17 protein-coding genes and 1 pseudogene are annotated in these 15,913 nt (G+C 50.2%); 15 read left to right on the top strand and 3 right to left on the bottom strand.

What is annotated here, in order from left to right:
* Window positions 1-25: 25 nt before the first annotated feature.
* From ACMXD4_RS02475 to ACMXD4_RS02515, 9 genes and pseudogenes are all read left to right on the top strand, one after another.
* A complete protein-coding gene (locus tag ACMXD4_RS02475) occupies window positions 26-307 on the top strand; it encodes a hypothetical protein (protein WP_415879734.1) in 282 nt (93 codons plus the stop codon).
* An 81-nt stretch (window positions 308-388) separates the two neighbouring features.
* A complete protein-coding gene (locus tag ACMXD4_RS02480) occupies window positions 389-1,426 on the top strand; it encodes a PDDEXK nuclease domain-containing protein (protein ID WP_415879735.1) in 1,038 nt (345 codons plus the stop codon).
* Window positions 1,423-4,521: an HsdR family type I site-specific deoxyribonuclease gene (locus tag ACMXD4_RS02485; protein ID WP_415879736.1), complete on the top strand. Its 3,099-nt coding sequence runs from the start codon at window positions 1,423-1,425 to the stop codon at window positions 4,519-4,521. Before ACMXD4_RS02480 ends, ACMXD4_RS02485 begins: the two co-directional genes overlap by 4 nt.
* Before the next feature lie 482 nt (window positions 4,522-5,003).
* Window positions 5,004-6,128 (top strand): fatty acid desaturase family protein, encoded by a 1,125-nt coding sequence (locus tag ACMXD4_RS02490; RefSeq protein ID WP_415879737.1) that lies wholly within the window; start codon window positions 5,004-5,006, stop codon window positions 6,126-6,128.
* Window positions 6,129-6,280: 152 nt separating this feature from the next.
* Window positions 6,281-6,466, top strand: a complete 186-nt coding sequence (locus ACMXD4_RS02495; protein WP_171696716.1) for a hypothetical protein — start codon at window positions 6,281-6,283, stop codon at window positions 6,464-6,466.
* 351 nt (window positions 6,467-6,817) lie between these two features.
* Window positions 6,818-6,880 (top strand): annotated as a pseudogene (locus tag ACMXD4_RS02500) (zinc-ribbon domain-containing protein); the annotation flags it as partial.
* Between the two features lie 54 nt (window positions 6,881-6,934).
* The gene (locus ACMXD4_RS02505) at window positions 6,935-7,285 is read left to right on the top strand and encodes a DUF805 domain-containing protein (RefSeq protein ID WP_415880814.1); all 351 of its coding nucleotides are present in this window, start codon (window positions 6,935-6,937) and stop codon (window positions 7,283-7,285) included.
* Window positions 7,286-7,564: 279 nt separating this feature from the next.
* On the top strand, window positions 7,565-7,840 hold the full coding sequence (locus tag ACMXD4_RS02510) for a J domain-containing protein (protein WP_171696714.1): 276 nt from the start codon (window positions 7,565-7,567) through the stop codon (window positions 7,838-7,840).
* A gap of 234 nt (window positions 7,841-8,074) precedes the next feature.
* The gene (locus ACMXD4_RS02515) at window positions 8,075-8,281 is read left to right on the top strand and encodes a hypothetical protein (protein ID WP_415879738.1); all 207 of its coding nucleotides are present in this window, start codon (window positions 8,075-8,077) and stop codon (window positions 8,279-8,281) included.
* Window positions 8,282-8,455: 174 nt separating this feature from the next.
* Here the strand turns inward: ACMXD4_RS02515 and ACMXD4_RS02520 are convergent.
* Together ACMXD4_RS02520 and ACMXD4_RS02525 are read right to left on the bottom strand one after the other, a co-directional pair.
* Window positions 8,456-9,528 (bottom strand): IS3 family transposase gene (locus ACMXD4_RS02520; RefSeq protein ID WP_415879739.1). Its coding sequence is split into 2 segments (ribosomal slippage): window positions 8,456-9,267 and window positions 9,267-9,528, totalling 1,074 coding nucleotides; the frame shifts between segments, so codons are not numbered across the junction.
* Between the two features lie 174 nt (window positions 9,529-9,702).
* Window positions 9,703-10,602: a LysR family transcriptional regulator gene (locus tag ACMXD4_RS02525; RefSeq protein WP_415879740.1), complete on the bottom strand. Its 900-nt coding sequence runs from the start codon at window positions 10,600-10,602 to the stop codon at window positions 9,703-9,705.
* A gap of 137 nt (window positions 10,603-10,739) precedes the next feature.
* Between ACMXD4_RS02525 and ACMXD4_RS02530 the strand changes: the two genes are divergently transcribed.
* The 6 genes from ACMXD4_RS02530 to ACMXD4_RS02555 all read left to right on the top strand — a co-directional run bounded on the left by ACMXD4_RS02530 (window position 10,740) and on the right by ACMXD4_RS02555 (window position 14,953).
* Window positions 10,740-11,285 carry a carboxymuconolactone decarboxylase family protein gene (locus ACMXD4_RS02530; protein ID WP_415879741.1) on the top strand — a complete coding sequence of 182 codons (546 nt, stop codon included), beginning with the start codon at window positions 10,740-10,742 and terminating at the stop codon, window positions 11,283-11,285.
* A gap of 289 nt (window positions 11,286-11,574) precedes the next feature.
* A complete protein-coding gene (locus ACMXD4_RS02535; RefSeq protein ID WP_415879742.1) occupies window positions 11,575-12,867 on the top strand; it encodes a pyridoxamine 5'-phosphate oxidase family protein in 1,293 nt (430 codons plus the stop codon).
* Between the two features lie 15 nt (window positions 12,868-12,882).
* Window positions 12,883-13,488: a glutathione S-transferase family protein gene (locus tag ACMXD4_RS02540; protein ID WP_415879743.1), complete on the top strand. Its 606-nt coding sequence runs from the start codon at window positions 12,883-12,885 to the stop codon at window positions 13,486-13,488.
* 30 nt (window positions 13,489-13,518) lie between these two features.
* Window positions 13,519-13,992, top strand: coding sequence for a DUF1348 family protein (locus tag ACMXD4_RS02545; protein WP_415879744.1), 474 nt, complete (start codon window positions 13,519-13,521; stop codon window positions 13,990-13,992).
* A 147-nt stretch (window positions 13,993-14,139) separates the two neighbouring features.
* On the top strand, window positions 14,140-14,763 hold the full coding sequence (locus ACMXD4_RS02550) for a sigma-70 family RNA polymerase sigma factor (protein ID WP_415879745.1): 624 nt from the start codon (window positions 14,140-14,142) through the stop codon (window positions 14,761-14,763).
* Entirely contained in the window at window positions 14,756-14,953 is a 198-nt protein-coding gene (locus ACMXD4_RS02555; RefSeq protein ID WP_415879746.1) for a zf-HC2 domain-containing protein, read from the top strand. The genes ACMXD4_RS02550 and ACMXD4_RS02555 overlap by 8 nt, the downstream gene beginning before the upstream one ends.
* Before the next feature lie 203 nt (window positions 14,954-15,156).
* Here the strand turns inward: ACMXD4_RS02555 and ACMXD4_RS02560 are convergent, their stop codons facing one another.
* Window positions 15,157-15,789, bottom strand: a complete 633-nt coding sequence (locus ACMXD4_RS02560) for a hypothetical protein (protein WP_415879747.1) — start codon at window positions 15,787-15,789, stop codon at window positions 15,157-15,159.
* Window positions 15,790-15,913: the final 124 nt, after the last annotated feature.

The raw sequence follows: 15,913 nt of genomic DNA on the forward strand, positions 1-15,913 counted from the left end.
ACCGCGCACCAATGGTGCAATCAAGGTGGAAGTGTTGCTCAGTAATGAGACTATCTGGCTGACTCAGGAACGCATGGCTGAGCTCTTTGGCGTGCAGCGCCCAGCCATTACCAAGCACCTGAAAAACATTTTTGAAAGCAATGAGCTGAAAGAAGATGTGGTGAGTTCCATTTTGGAACATACCACTACGCATGGGGCGATTGAAGGTAAAACCCAAGCCAGCAAGGCTAAGTACTACAACCTGGATGCGGTGATTTCAGTCGGTTACCGTGTCAATTCGGCGCAGATAAGTGTTTGCGCAATATGAAAAGTTTAACAAGCAATAAGGCATCGAATCCGATTTCGACCGTGAAGTGAAAAAGCTACTGTAAACAAGGGACACAGAGGCATGAGCGAGATTACCCATCACAGCGATTACCGTCAGGCGATGGCAGTGATTAAACAGCGCATTCAAACATCGCAAATCCGTGCGGTGTTGGCGGTTAATGCTGAGCTTTTGAGCTTGTATTGGGACATCGGTCGTCAATTGGAGGCGTGGCAACGCGAGCGCGCCTGGGGTTCGGCGGTGGTGGAGCAAATGGCGCTGGACTTGCAGGCCACTTACCCAGGTATGAAGGGGTTCTCGCGGACAAGCCTGTTTGCGATGCGGCAGTTTTACGCCTTCTTCAGTCCGCAGTTTGAATTTGTCCCACAACCTGTGGGACAAATTCCATGGGGGCACGTGCGCACCTTGCTGGCCAAGGTCAAGTCAGTGGAGGTGGTTTTGCTGTACGCGCAGGCCTGCATCGAGCATGGCTGGAGCCGCACGGTGCTAGCGTGGCAAATTGAGCAACGTTTTCACGAGCGCGTAGGCAAGGCAGTCGGCAATTTTGTTCAAACTTTACCAGCACCCCAATCTGAGCTGGTGCAACAAAGCCTGAATGACCCTTATGTATTCGATTTTTTGACCCTCGCACCTCAGGCAGTTGAACGCGATATCGAAAACCAGCTGGTGGCACAAATCACCCGATTTTTGCTGGAGCTAGGCAAGGGCTTTGCCTTCCTGGGGCGGCAATACCCCTTGGCCGTAAATGGCAAGGATTACTTTCTGGATTTGTTGTTTTATCACGCTCGCCTGAAGTGCTATGTGGTGATCGAATTAAAGGCCGGCGAATTCAAGCCCGAGTACATTGGCAAGCTCAATTTTTACTTGTCGGCAGTAGACGACCAACTGCGTGCCGAGGATGATCAGCCCACGATTGGCCTAATCTTGTGTAAGGACAAAGACAAGCTGGACGTGGAATACGCCCTGCGCGACATCAACAAACCTATGGGGGTGAGTTCGTTCATCACCAAAGATATTCCCTTATCAGTGCAGTCACAGTTGCCAACGGTGCAAGAGATTGAAAGCGAATTCGCACAGGGATATGGAGAATCAAACCAGTGACCGACTATAAAACCATCGCCGAATCGAATAATTTTATCGTTCTGGATAAATACACCAAGGCATCGCAAGTTAGCGAAAGCTACCAAAGCGAATACGATTTGGAGCGGGAATTCATCCAGGATTTGCAGAATCAGGGCTATGACTATCTGTCCGATTTAAACACGCCGGAGAAACTGCTGACCAATGTGCGTGAGCAGTTGCAGGCCCTGAATAACATGCAGTTTTCCGACGGTGAATGGCTACGTTTTGTGGAAACTTGGCTGGACAAGCCGAGCGACAGCATCGTGGATAAAACCCGTAAGATTCACGATGACTATGTTCACGACTTTGTGTTTGACGATGGCCGTATCCAGAACATTTACCTGCTGGACAAAAAGAACATTGCCCGCAATAAGGTGCAGGTGATCAAGCAGTTTGAGCAAACTGGTAGTCACGCCAATCGCTACGATGTGACGATTTTGGTGAATGGCTTGCCGCTGGTTCAGGTCGAGCTGAAAAAGCGTGGCGTGGCGATTCGTGAAGCTTTTAATCAGGTGCACCGTTACAGCAAAGAAAGCTTTAACAGCGAGCATTCCTTATTCAAATACCTGCAGTTGTTTGTGATTTCCAACGGTACGGATAGCCGTTATTTTGCTAATACCACCCAGCGCAACAAAAACAGTTTCGATTTCACCATGAATTGGGCGAAATCAGACAACAACCTGATTAAAGATTTAAAAGACTTTACCGCCACTTTTTTCCAGAAAAATACGCTGCTTAATGTGCTGCTGCATTATTCGGTATTTGATGTGAGTAACACGCTGCTGGTGATGCGCCCTTACCAGATTGCCGCCACTGAGCGCATCTTGTGGAAAATCAACAGCGCCTATCAAGCTAAAAACTGGAGTAACACTGAAAGCGGCGGTTATATCTGGCATACCACGGGTTCCGGCAAAACTTTAACTAGTTTTAAAGCCGCGCGCTTGGCCACGGAGCTGGATTTTATCGAGAAGGTGTTTTTTGTGGTGGACAGAAAAGACCTCGATTACCAGACCATGAAGGAATACCAGCGCTTTTCACCGGATAGCGTAAATGGCTCGGACAGCACCGCCGGACTCAAGCGCAATCTGGATAAGGATGACAACAAGATCATTGTCACTACCATCCAGAAGCTCAATAACCTGATGAAAAGTGAAAACGATTTGCCGATTTACAACAAGCAAGTGGTGTTTATCTTCGACGAATGCCACCGCAGTCAGTTTGGTGAAGCACAGAAAAACCTGAAGAAGAAGTTCAAGAAGTTTTACCAGTTTGGTTTTACCGGCACCCCTATCTTTCCGCAAAACGCCCTCGGCGCGGAAACCACCGCCAGCGTATTTGGCCGTGAGCTGCATTCCTATGTGATTACCGATGCCATCCGAGATGAAAAGGTATTGAAGTTCAAGGTGGACTACAACGATGTACGTCCACAGTTCAAAGCGATTGAAACGGAGCAGGACGAGAAAAAACTTAACGCCGCAGAAAACAAGCAAGCGTTGTTGCATCCTGAGCGCATCCAGGAAATTTCGCAGTACATTTTGAAGAACTTCCGGCAAAAAACCCATCGCCTCCAGGCGCGAGCCCAAGGTTTTAACGCCTTATTTGCCGTCAGCAGTGTGGATGCCGCTAAGTTGTATTACGAGTCGTTCAGGGACTTGCAAAAAGCCAGCGATAAGCCACTAAAAGTCGCTACGATTTTCTCGTTTGCCGCCAATGAAGAGCAAGATGCGGTGGGCGATATTCAGGATGAAAGCTTTGATGTTTCCGCTATGAATAGCAGCGCCAAAGAGTTTTTGAGCGCGGCCATTGCTGACTATAACGCGCTATTCAGAACCAACTTCAGCGTTGAAAGTAAAGCGTTTCAAAACTACTACCGCGACCTTGCATTGCGGGTAAAAAATCAGGAAGTGGATTTGCTTATTGTGGTGGGCATGTTTTTAACCGGCTTTGATGCGCCGACCTTGAACACCTTGTTTGTTGATAAAAACCTGCGTTATCACGGTTTGTTGCAGGCCTATTCGCGCACTAACCGTATTTATGATGCGACCAAGACTTTTGGCAATATCATCACCTTCCGCGATTTAGAGAAAGCCACGATTGACGCTATTACCTTGTTTGGCGACAAGAACACCAAAAACGTGGTGTTGGAAAAAAGCTATAAAGAGTACATGGAAGGTTTTACCGATGTGATCACCGGGGAAGCTCGACGTGGCTATATGGATGTGGTGACGGAATTACAACAGCGCTTCCCTAGTCCAGATGAAATCGTTACGGAAAAGGATAAAAAGGACTTTGCCAAGTTGTTTGGTGAATATTTGCGCGTTGAGAATGTGCTGCAAAACTTTGATGAGTTTGCCGGCTTAAAAGCCTTACAAGGCTTGGACATGAATGACCCTGCGGCTGTGGAGGCGTTTAAAACGCAACACTATTTGAGCGATGATGATTTGGCGGCCATGCAAGCGGTTCACATACCCGCCGAGCGTACTATTCAGGATTACCGTTCAACTTATAACGATATTCGTGATTGGCTGCGTCGCGAAAAAGCCGCCAACGAAAAAGCCACTTCCACCATTGACTGGGATGATGTGGTGTTTGAGGTGGAACTGCTCAAATCGCAGGAAATTAATCTGGATTACATTCTGGAATTGATTTTCGAGCACAATAAAAAGCTTAAAGATAAAAGCGCACTGGTTGAAGAAGTGCGCCGATTGATCCGTGCTAGTCTGGGCAACCGCGCCAAAGAAAGTTTGCTGGTGGATTTTATTAACCAGACCAACTTGGACGAAATTGTCGACAAAGCCAGCATTATTGATGCCTTCTTTACCTTTGCTCAGGCTGAACAAAAGCGCGAAGCGGAAGAGTTAATTAATGCTGAAAATCTGAATGCAGAAGCGGCCAAGCGTTACATCGGTGCATCGTTGAAACGCGAATTTGCCAGCGAAAACGGTACTGAACTAAATGCCATTCTGCCCAAAATGAGCCCACTTAACCCACAATACCTAACAAAAAAACAAAGCGTTTTCCAAAAAATTGCCGCGTTTGTTGAAAAGTTTAAGGGTGTGGGTGGGCAGGTTTGATTCAGGTTCTTGTGGTAACGAAGTTATTGGTTAAATACTCTAGGCGTTAATTTATGAGTACATATCAAACGAATTGAGTCAAAAGCAACTCATATTGAAACATACTGGAACTTACGATATATAATGCCTGCGCAGTAGTTTCCGGTTGTTTCAATTCGTCCAACAAGCACTCGTAACGCGAAGGTCGTAGGTTCGATTCCTATTGCCGGCACCATTTAAATCAACACTCTATCCTTTTTAGACATTTGCAAAAGTTGCTTAGTTATACTCGCGCGCGGGATGTCGGGGAGTTTGATAGCACGTGCAAAGATGCGATGCGGATGGTTTATAGACTTATACCGTTTTGGCCGGCCAGTTTTGGTTAGTTCCGACCCTATAGGCCGCAACCGCTAATTTTAAGCGCCGTCCGGACGCTTTAAATCCTGACTTTTTATCCGAAGGTATTCAAATCCTTTCCTTGCACTTTACAGAGACAACACATTTTGAGTTTAAATAGTTACCAGTCGGTTGATCGCGAACAATTAGCCAAAGACATCAGCCAAATTCACAAACAAGCGTTAGCCGATATTGGTCCTGCCGATTTCGAACATTTAAAAAAAGTCGAACGTTGGGGCAAGGTTTGCTCTCTCGTGGGTTACGCGACCGCCTGGATTTTTCCCAACCCGATTTCCGCGTTGTTGATCAGTCAGGGTAGTTTTTCCCGCTGGACCGGGGTAGGCCACCCCATCGTGCATAAAGCCTTCGATAAAATGCGGGACGTGGACAAAAACTACACCAGCAAGAAGTTTGCAAAGGGTTGGCGGCGGTTTTTGGATTGGCCGGATTGGATGACGCCGGCCGGCTGGCATCACGAACACGATTTATTGCATCATTACAACCTGGGTGAGGAGACCGATCCCAACAATGCCCAGCACAATATGGAATGGTTGCGGCAATCCAAACTGCCGATGTGGCAACGCTATGCCATCGTGGCGTTGTTTTCCGGTATCTGGAAAATTATTTATTACACGCCGCGCACGCACAAAGAATTGGTTTTAAATGCCGCCCGCCTGCAAGGTAAACCCAAGCCCGAGTCCACCCGTATCGGTGCCTGGAGCCTGTTTACCCCGCAAGGTAAGGCGCTATGGCTGCAAAGCGTATTGCCTTATAGCGCGTATCGTTTTGTATTAATACCGCTGCTATTCTTACCGCTCGGTGGGGTTGCCGCTGTCAGCGTATTGATCAATTCTATTCTGGCGGAAATTTTCACCAATATGCATAGCTTTTTGGTGATGATCCCCAATCATGCCGGCGACGACGTGATGATGTTCGATGAAAAATCGCATAGCAAAGGCGAGTTTTATTTGCGGCAGATTTTGGGTTCGGTCAATTATCCAACCGGGTCTAATTTGAATGATTTTTTCTACGGTTGGTTGAATTATCAAATTGAGCACCATTTATGGCCGGATTTGCCGCTAAGCCAATACCAAAAATTGCAGCCGCAAGTGAAAGCGCTGTGCGAGAAACATAATATTCCTTACTGCCAGGAATCGGTGTTTAAGCGCATGCTGAAAGCCGCGGATATTATGGTAGGCAAAACCTCAATGCTGAAGCCGGCGGCTGTTTAATACGTCCAGCGCGAGTTGTTTAAATAACCCACTGAATCAAACTTTATGTTTTAGGCGAAGAGCCTATGCGATTCTGGGTGACTGGCGATGCGCGCTAATTTATGTCAATGCAGTTAATCTGCCCACAAACGAGTGTAATCAACGAAAATATTATGAGCGACATCAGAGATACCAAGCCCGAACCCATCGCAGCAAAACCAAACTGGAATTACGACTCGTACTTTCTAGCCCAGCTTGAACGGATCAATCAGCAGACCGCTATTAAGAAGCCGAAAAAGCGCGTTGTCGATGCCGCCCCGAAAGACGACAACGACACTGTGGACGAGCAGAATAAATAGTTAACCCGGGTAAACCGTGCAACGCGGTTTAGTCGTGTTACGCCGCCTTTTGGCGGAGGACTGCCAGCGGTTTTGTGGTAAACGCATTCAGGCAAGGTTCCACCTGATTTTTCTGGACCTGCCGTGTCGTTGAAAGCAGCGATAAACTTGGCGAGAGGGTGCGTTCTCTATTTGCCGGGATTGGTTTAGTTACTGGCGTACAGTGTAAGCACGGTGGCTGGTCAGGTTCGTAAAGCGTTGCATCTCTATCGTCAAGGCGACTAACGAAACGGCATAAAAATGTGCGCACGGACTACACATTTTTCCATATCGCAGTAATATCGTCACTTAAAGAGTCTGTCGGAGCGCACAATGTACTGCCCAAACTGTGGAAAACAAAATCCGGACAATGCAAATTTCTGCCTTGAGTGTGGCGCAGCCATGCAAGCGAATAGCGGCTATCGCGGGCCAATGGCTAACGGACGGGGTATGACGTTTACCGAATCGGTGTCCGGCTGTTTTGCAAAGGCATTTGTTTTTACAGGTAGAGCATCACGCGCTGAATACTGGTGGTTTGCGCTTTTCACGTTATTGGTATCGATGATGGCGGGAATCATCGATCAATCGTCCTACGGCGAGCCGGCAACCGTTACGGCGATCACCAATTTGGTAATTCTATTTCCGTCGCTGGCTGTTAATATCCGCCGATTACACGATACCGGGCATAGCGGCTGGTGGTATCTGATTATTCTGACCATCATCGGCATCATTCCGTATTTCATCTGGATGGTGTCAAAAGGCGATGACCGAGCAAACGAGTATGGGGCGCCACCTGTTTAACCCCCTTCATTTTAAATTTCGTCGATCAGTCAATTAGCCGGGATGATGATCAATATTGTTTTGTCCGCATCGCTAATATTGAACATTATTTTGGTCGCGCTGCTGGTCTTCAAGGCCCGAAAAGTTCGACGCAAACATCAAAATCAAAAGCAGCCCACCCTTAGAACGCCTACCAATGTAAGGACAATTTCCTGTCCATCCTGTGCGCAACACATTAAATTTACGTTACCCATCGAAGGCAACAAAGCGCGATGCCGAAAGTGCCACGCACAATTCAAATTGGATATCGACGAACATCGCAATGTGTATATAACCGAAATAAAACTGCCTGAAGACGATCAACACATCAAATCGTTAGCGGATTGTTATTTAATTCTCGGTCTAACTGCCGATGCCATACCGATAGACATCAAAGCAGCATACAAAAAGAAAATTTCCGAATACCACCCGGACCGAGTCGGCGTGTTTGGCGAAAAAATCAAACAACTCGCCGAGGAAGAAACCCGGCAAATCAACGCCGCCTACGCCATGCTGCAAGAGCAGGGCATGGTGTGACATCGCCAAGTTGGTTTTAGGATGATTGGCGCTGACAACGGCTAAACGATTTTAACCGGCCATCGATTTTTAACCTTGGCGTGTAATCATCACCAGTGGCGTAGCACTTAACAAACGCCGAACTCTTGCTGTGCCGGGTCGATTCAGCATTGATGAATACCTGCAAACGACTACACTACCTGGCGGCGTAGCATATCTGTCGGATATGGGTTTCAATCAAATCAAGGACTGAGCGTGACAGCACCGTATTTCCAATATTGGGGTAAAGCCAAACCGGAAACCGATGACGGCCTGGCTTACCATTGTGTGGATGTGGTGGTGGAGTGGAAATTGTTTAAGTTACTGACCGGCAACGATGGTTCACTGAAGTTGCGTATTTCGACCCTAAGCCGTCAGAAGCTCTGCATCACGTTGAATGTCTCAAGATTTTGCCAAAGCTGACATTCTGGGAATTTTGCAAATAACCAATTAGTTCTGGCGGTATTACCACCGTCGATAAAACTCAGAAACTCTGGCTACAAGCCTAGCTTCGCATTAAAGCCGATTTAGCAAAAGAGGTGGCCCCAAACCTTTAAACAGCAATTCCCAAAATTAAAGTGAAATCCCTGCTGTTGGTTAGGCTGCCATTTTGACCGGTGGCAGCAAATCGGTATAGGCCTGATGAGGCTTTTTTCGGTTCAAGCTGGAATGGGGTCGCTTGTGATGTAGGTAAACCCGCTCGTATTTGACTGATCGCCACAATCGCTCAACGAAAACATTATCTCGCCAGGCGCCCCGTCCGTCCATGCTCAACTGGCAACCCTGATTTTTCACGGCATCGACAAACGCCTTGGCGGTGAATTGGCTACCCTGGTCGGTATTAACGATCTCCGGTTTACCATACAGCCGAAACGCCTGTTCCAGCACATCGACGGCATGACAGGCTTCCAGTGTAATCGCGACCTTGGCTGCCAAGACCTTCCGACTGGCCCAATCCACAACCGCAGTCAGGTAAACAAAGCCTTTTGCCATCGGAATATAGGTCGTATCCAGGGCCCAAACCTGATTGGCTCGGTTGATGGTCATGCCGCGCAGCAAGTAGGGAAAGATTTCGTGCCCTGGCGTTTTCTTGCTCGTATTAGGCTTGCAATACACGGCTTCGATGCCCATCCGCTTCATCAAGGTTTTCACATGCTTACGGCCAGTGGTGATCCCTTGTTTATTCAACTGATCTCGCAATTGCCGGGCGCCCATGAAGGGATGTTTCATGTGCAATCGATCCAGGCGTTTCATGATGTCCAGATCGCGCGCTGATAACGGCTTGGGCAGGTAGTAAACGCTACCCCGACTGATCCCCAACAGGTGCGCTTGCTGGCCAATCGACAGTTTGGATTCACGGTCTATCATCGTTTTGCGCTCAGTAATCCCGCCTTGGTGAGCGCGTTCCCTAAAAAATCGTTTTCCAAGGTCAGTTGGCCAATTTTCGCATGCAGGGCTAGCAGGTCGACTGGCGGCGATTCGGGCTCCGCGGGTTTCCCAAACACCTCGGCAGCCCGTTCGGTCAGCTGTTTCTTCCAGTCGACAATCTGGTTTTGATGAATCTCAAACTCCTGGGTCAACTGCGCCAGGGTTTTATCACCCCTCAAAGCGGCCAAGGCGACTTTGGCCTTGAAGGCCGGCGAATGTTTTCTTCTCGGTTTTTTGGACATCTTCTGCTCCATTGTTTTGTCCTTACGGACGTTCAAAAGTAGCAGGGATTTTCACTTAACCGGCTGTTCAATTTTTCGGGGCCAGCTCTCAAATGATCAAGCCCACTAAAGTGATCATCCTTCATGCTTTAATAACTTTATCTTTCAGGGTTAGCCCGGCAGAGATTCAGTTGTTTAATTCAGCAACAACTCGGCCCGTAAACGTGCAGCCATCAAATCGACGAACGAGCGGATTTTCGCCGACGAGTGGCGGCCTTCGCGGTGCAGGATATGCACGGGAACCGGCGGGCTTTCAAATTCACCGAGCAATATCTTGAGTTTGCCGGTTCGTAACGGTTCGGCGATTTGATAGTTCAGCAGGCGGGTGATGCCCAAGCCGGCCATGGCGGCGCTGGCCGCTGAGTCGTTGTCGCTGACGCTCAAAAGCGGTTGCAATTTGACCGCCTGAACCTGTCCGTCGTATTGAAAGCGCATTTCATTGTTCGGATTCAGACCGCGCGCCAGAATGATGCGATGTTTGGTTAAATCGTCCGGCATTTGCGGTATGCCGTGTTCGGCCAGATAGTCCGGCGAGGCGCACAACACCCGTCTGACCGAGCCGACCCGCAGCGCCCGGTACGACGAATCGGGCAATTCGGCGATGCGAATCGCCACATCCACGCCTTCTTCCAGCATGTTGACCACCCGATCGACGAACAGCGCGTTGACTTCCACTGCCGGGTAACGGCGCAAATACTCGACGATGCCCGGCATAATGAACAAACGGCCGAACAGTACCGAAGCGGTCACCGTGAGTTGGCCGCGCGGTTCGGCGTTAATGCCCAACGCCGCATCGTCGGCTTCATCGGCCAAGGCGATGATGCGTTTGGCGTCTTCGTAATACTTCTGGCCGGCCTCGGTCATCCGCACATAGCGGGTGGTGCGGTTCAGCAACTTAACCCCCAAGCGTTCTTCCAAGGCCGCTACCGCCCGCGTCACGGCCGGCGGTGACATCTGCAGCTTGCGCGCGCCGCCGGCAAAGCCTTCGGCTTCGACTACTGCCACATACACGTTCATCAAATGTAATCTGTCCATTTTTAATTCCACTTATCGGAATAGTTAATTGATTATTTTAGATATTCTTTATTTTTTCGCAATAGATCACACTGTACCCGCCTGTTGAATTTCCTTCAGGCCTACGAAAATCCCTTTCATTATTTTGGAGAACACTCATGAGCCGTATTACCAGCGTCAGCAACGAAACCGCCAATATCGAACAACGCGCCCTGTTCGAAGCCATCCAGGGTCAATTGGGTATGGTGCCCAATTTTCTGCGGGTATTCGCCCACTCGCCGGATGCCTTGAAAGCCTTCCTCGGCTTGCATCACATTGCCAATCACGGCTCGCTGGATGCCGGCACCCGCGAACGCATCGCGCTGGCTTTGGCGCAGCAGAATCAATGCGAATATTGCCTGTCCGCCCATACCGCCATCGGCCGCAAAGCCGGTTTGAACGGCGCGGAAATCGAAGCCAACCGCGCCGGCACCAGCCAGGATGCCAAGGCAGCGGTGGCGGTCAAGTTCGCCCGCGCCCTGGTCGAGCATAAGGGTGAGGTGACCAAGACCGAGTTGCAAGCGATGCGCGATGCCGGTTTCAGCGAGGCCGACATCGTCGAGGTGATTACTCACGTCGGCATGAACATCCTCACCAATATTTTGGGCAAAGCCAGCCGGGTTGACATTGACTTCCCGAAAGTCGCGTTAAAACTAGCCGCCTAAACCCTAACCGGGCGTAAGCGTACGCTTTTTCCCGCTTTCGAAAGGAGTTTGTCGCAAAAGGTAGGTTGGGTTGAATGCAATGAAGCCCAACGTTTTGATTTTGTTGGGCTTCGCTTTGCTCAATCCAACCTACATTTTACTTTTACGACAGCCTTGAAAGTAGGCGAGAAGTTTGCGCCCGGTTTATTCCGCTGAATGGAATAAGGTATTGCAAATTATGACTATTCAGCGCGGCTGATGACTGTGTCAGAGTATCCATCCACGCTTCACCCCATTAGGAGTAAAGACCATGGCCCGTGCGTTTGCCAAAATCAGCTTCACCCCCAACGTCCAAGCGGTACAAGCCGAAATGGGCAGTCGCGCGGCCTACCGGGCGGCCGAACTCGGCGACCCCGAAACGGTCGCGTTTAGCGAGTTCGAACAAGCTTTTATCGCCGTACGCGATAGCTTTTATCAAGCTACCGTGAGCCAGACCGGTTGGCCTTATGTCCAGCACCGTGGCGGTCCGGCAGGATTCTTGAAGGTATTGGATGAACAAACCATCGGCTATGCCGACTTCAGCGGCAACCGCCAATACCTTTCGGTCGGCAATTTGCGCGGCGACGACCGGGTCAGCTTGCTGTTAATGGACTATCCTGGCAGGCAGCGCCTGAAAATCTGGGGACGGGCGCGGGTGGTGGACGAACGTAGTGAACCGGAATTGCTGTCTCAGCTGGAACTGGCCGACTTTCGCGCCCCGGTCGAGCGCGGCATCGTCATCCGCGTCGAAGCTTTCGACTGGAATTGCCCGAAATACATCACGCCACGCTACAGCCAACATGAAGTCGAAACGCTATTGGAACACACTCGGCGGCGGCAGCAACAAACCACCCCGATAACACAGCAAACACCCCCCGCTCTGGGAAACGGCCCATTGCCCTTGACGGTCTGCGGGATTCGTCAACTGACGCCACGCATTCGCGCTTACGAATTACGCCATGCCGATGGTGAATCGCTGCCGGCTTACCGGGTTGGGGCGCATATCCGCGTGCCGATCGCGCTGCCCGACGGCACGATCACCAGCCGAGCTTATTCGCTAACCGATGCTTCGAGCGAACCGGATTGCTACCGTATCGCTGTGCTGCGAGTAGAGGATGGCTACGGTGGTTCATCGGCATTGCACGACCGCTGGCAGATCGGCATCCGCCTCAACATCGATGCGCCGGATAACTATTTTCCATTGCACGACGACAATCGTCCGGCTTTGTTGATCGCCGGCGGTATCGGCATCACGCCGCTCAAAGCCATGGCCGAAACCTTGGCCTCCCGGGGTACGGCATTTCAACTGCATTACACCGGCCGCACGCCGCAAGACATGGCTTTTAGCAAAGATTTGCAACGCCGGTTTCCCGAGCGGTGCCGGTTGTATTTCAGCCAAGCACAAAACCCGACCCGGTTGAACGTACCGGATATACTCAGTCAGGCAGCGGCCAATACCGTCATTTATGTCTGCGGCCCAAGCCATTTGATCGACAGCGTGCGCCAAACCGCTCGCCAGCTCGGCATTGCCGACGACCGGGTGCAATTCGAAAGCTTTAATTAACCGAAGGAGCTTAACATGATTACTCTGTACGATATGGCGCTATCCGGCAACTGCCACAAAGTTCGCTTGCTACTGAATTTGCTGGCTTTGCCCTATCAAATCCAATCAGTGGATTTACGTGACGGCGAGCAGCGCGGCCCCGATCATTTGCAACGCAATCCGTTCGGGCAGGTGCCGGTGCTGGACGACGACAGCCTGATCGTGCGCGACAGCCAGGCTATTTTGGTCTATCTGGCCAAACGCTATGGTGGCGAAAAATGGTGGCCGGACGATGCCTATCAGCTCGCGCAGATCGCCGCCTGGCTATCGACCGCCGCCAATGAAATCTTCAACGGTCCTGCCAAACTGCGGGTACATCACAAATTCGGCAGTCCTATCGATACGGCAGCGGCCGGGCAAACCGCCGATAAAGTGCTGGGCATTATCGACCGCCATCTGCAAAGCCAGGATTGGCTGGTCGGCGATTCGGTATCCATCGCCGACATTGCCGTCTATCCCTATTTGGCGTTGGCGCCGGAAGGTGGTTTGGACATAGCCGCCTACCCCCACATCATCGCCTGGTTCCAACGCCTTCGCGCCTTGCCAGGTTGCGTGTCCATGCCCGGCATGTGGCAAGCATAAATCGATTCATTTTCATCACGGAGAAATAGCATGACTCAAGAAATCAAAGTCCCCGTCCCACCCTTTACCGCTGAAACCGCCGCGCAAAAAGTGCGCATGGCCGAAGACGCCTGGAACTCGCGCGCCCCGGACCGCGTCGCCCTGGTCTATACCGAAGACACCCATTGGCGTAACCGCGCCGAATTTCCACAAGGCCGCGAACAAGTGCGCGAATTTTTGCAACGCAAATGGGCCAAAGAACTGGATTACCGCTTGATCAAGGAATTGTGGGCGTTTACCGACCACCGCATTGCGGTGCGCTTTGCCTACGAATGGCGCGACGATTCCAGCCAGTGGTTCCGCAGTTACGGCAACGAAAATTGGGAATTCAACCCGCAAGGTTTCATGCAACGGCGCTTTGCCAGCATCAACGATTTGCCGATCAAAGAAGAGCAGCGTTTGTTTCATTGGCCGTTGGGACGGCGGCCCGACGATCATGCCAGTTTGAGCGATTTGGGTTTGTAAACCGTCTTGGCGTCCAGAGAAAATCCCCAGCAGCTTGCCTGGATCATGTGTAGCGCGTCATGCTTTTTTCAATTGCCGATTATTTTGTAAGGTATAAGCCTCCGCAAACGACTCAGTTGTAGCCGGTCCGAGTAAGGAGATTAACGCATGCTGCTGAGCGCCGAGATGAACCCACACTATCAATTGAACGAAACCCTGCTGGCCGAGCATCGTCCGGTGTTGTTTCGTTACGCCTTGCTGCAATTGAAGGATAACGAACTGGCCGACGACGCCGTACAGGAAACATTATTGGCTGCTTGGCAAGCGTCCGCGAATTTCGAAGGCAGGGCCGGTTTGCGTACCTGGCTGATCGGCATTTTGAAACATAAGATTGCCGACCACTGGCGGCGCACTGCGCGTGAAGTGGTCAGCGCCGAGTTCGATCAAATCGATAACGATGAGGACGATTCAGACGAAGATGCGTTTTTCATGAATAATGGTCATTGGAACGGCGGCCCCAGCACCTGGAACGATCCCGAAGCGGCGCTCAAGCAGCAGGAATTTTGGACCATTTACGAAACCTGCCATAACAATTTACCCGCCAAGATGGCCCAGGTGTTCATGCTGAGAGAACTGGTCGGCCTGGACACCGACGAAGTCTGCCGGGAAGCCGGCATCAGCGACGCCAATTACTGGGTCACCATGCACCGCGCCCGCTTGCGGTTGCGCGAGTGCCTGGAAATTCGCTGGTTCAATCCATCAAATGCAAAAAAGGAGCATCGTCATGCGTAGTTGCCGCGACATTACCGCCTTGATGTCACTGGGCCTAGATAAAAAACTTGGATTGAATGAACGGCTGGCGATTGGTATGCATGTGATGATGTGTTCCGGCTGCCGAAACTTCCAGAGCCAATCCCAGTTCATCCGCAAAGCCGCGCAGGGTTATGCGGAACAGTTGCAAAAGCGCAGGGATGGGGAGTAGTAGGTGGTTCAGATTGGTGTCACTAGCAAGTTTGAATGGTGGGCCAATCTCCCCACCATTCTAATCCGCGTGAGCACAAAAGCCGTGCCCACCCTACCGGACTTTATCGCGTTGAAACTCCTGATATGTGTCCAAATATTCGCTGTTTAGCCATAGTTGATCCGCTTGGAGTAGTGAATTAGGTCTATTTACGCAGTCCTTGCTCAGAATGGCGAAGGAAGATTTGATGTTTTTGGCACAATTTCTCCTTGCTCAATTACGGTGAGCTGGATGGAACTCAAAACTGGCACAACAATTTGGTTGTATATAGCGACGGAGACATCCAAACCATTTCTAGCCTCATTTTTACCACAGCATTCGCCCCTATGAATGATGGAATTCCTAATTTTTTGCAATTTTTTGCATTCGGATAGAAGAGGTTCTGATACACCGTATCGATTAACGCTAGAAAGCTCCACCCCGGATAATTCCCTAAATATCACGGCCAAAAGCTTTTCATATCGATCAAAACCCGTCTGACCAAGAGTGTGCGTCATAATAATTTCTGCAAAAACATCGCTGTGCACTAAGCCTTTAACCAATGGCTGCAATACAGTGGCTTTAAGTAATAATTCAATAGAGGTACCAAAAAAAACGATTGCTGCGGAGGGATGTTCAAGTTCAAGAAGTTGCTTACCTTCTTGAAGAGCGTCCACCGCTGGACGCATGACCATTGAATTTTCTAAATAATAAGATCGAAGGCGACCTTGCTTGAATTCGCTAATGGCTTGCTCGGATATTTCATCGATGAACTCACTTAATGCTACATCTTGTTCAACATCATACGGAGTATCCACATCGCCACCTAAGTTTATTGAAATGTGGGCACGATACCGGTGCCCACCTCCGACGTCAATTCTAGTCCGGTAGGGTACGCAATGCGTACCTTCTGGCTTTTGCCACCATAATGGCTTCAATGGT

The organism is Methylomonas sp. TEB (assembly GCF_047777895.1).
Classification (GTDB): domain Bacteria; phylum Pseudomonadota; class Gammaproteobacteria; order Methylococcales; family Methylomonadaceae; genus Methylomonas.

Bases quoted from the DNA above. Each gene is read 5' to 3' on its own strand.
- ACMXD4_RS02480 (WP_415879735.1), top strand. From the start codon at position 389: ATGAGCGAGATTACCCATCACAGCGATTACCGTCAGGCGATGGCAGTG.
- ACMXD4_RS02495 (WP_171696716.1), top strand. From the start codon at position 6,281: ATGAGCGACATCAGAGATACCAAGCCCGAACCCATCGCAGCAAAACCA.
- ACMXD4_RS02505 (WP_415880814.1), top strand. From the start codon at position 6,935: ATGACGTTTACCGAATCGGTGTCCGGCTGTTTTGCAAAGGCATTTGTT.
- ACMXD4_RS02525 (WP_415879740.1), bottom strand. From the start codon at position 10,602: ATGGACAGATTACATTTGATGAACGTGTATGTGGCAGTAGTCGAAGCC.
- ACMXD4_RS02530 (WP_415879741.1), top strand. From the start codon at position 10,740: ATGAGCCGTATTACCAGCGTCAGCAACGAAACCGCCAATATCGAACAA.
- ACMXD4_RS02535 (WP_415879742.1), top strand. From the start codon at position 11,575: ATGGCCCGTGCGTTTGCCAAAATCAGCTTCACCCCCAACGTCCAAGCG.
- ACMXD4_RS02540 (WP_415879743.1), top strand. From the start codon at position 12,883: ATGATTACTCTGTACGATATGGCGCTATCCGGCAACTGCCACAAAGTT.
- ACMXD4_RS02545 (WP_415879744.1), top strand. From the start codon at position 13,519: ATGACTCAAGAAATCAAAGTCCCCGTCCCACCCTTTACCGCTGAAACC.
- ACMXD4_RS02550 (WP_415879745.1), top strand. From the start codon at position 14,140: ATGCTGCTGAGCGCCGAGATGAACCCACACTATCAATTGAACGAAACC.
- ACMXD4_RS02555 (WP_415879746.1), top strand. From the start codon at position 14,756: ATGCGTAGTTGCCGCGACATTACCGCCTTGATGTCACTGGGCCTAGAT.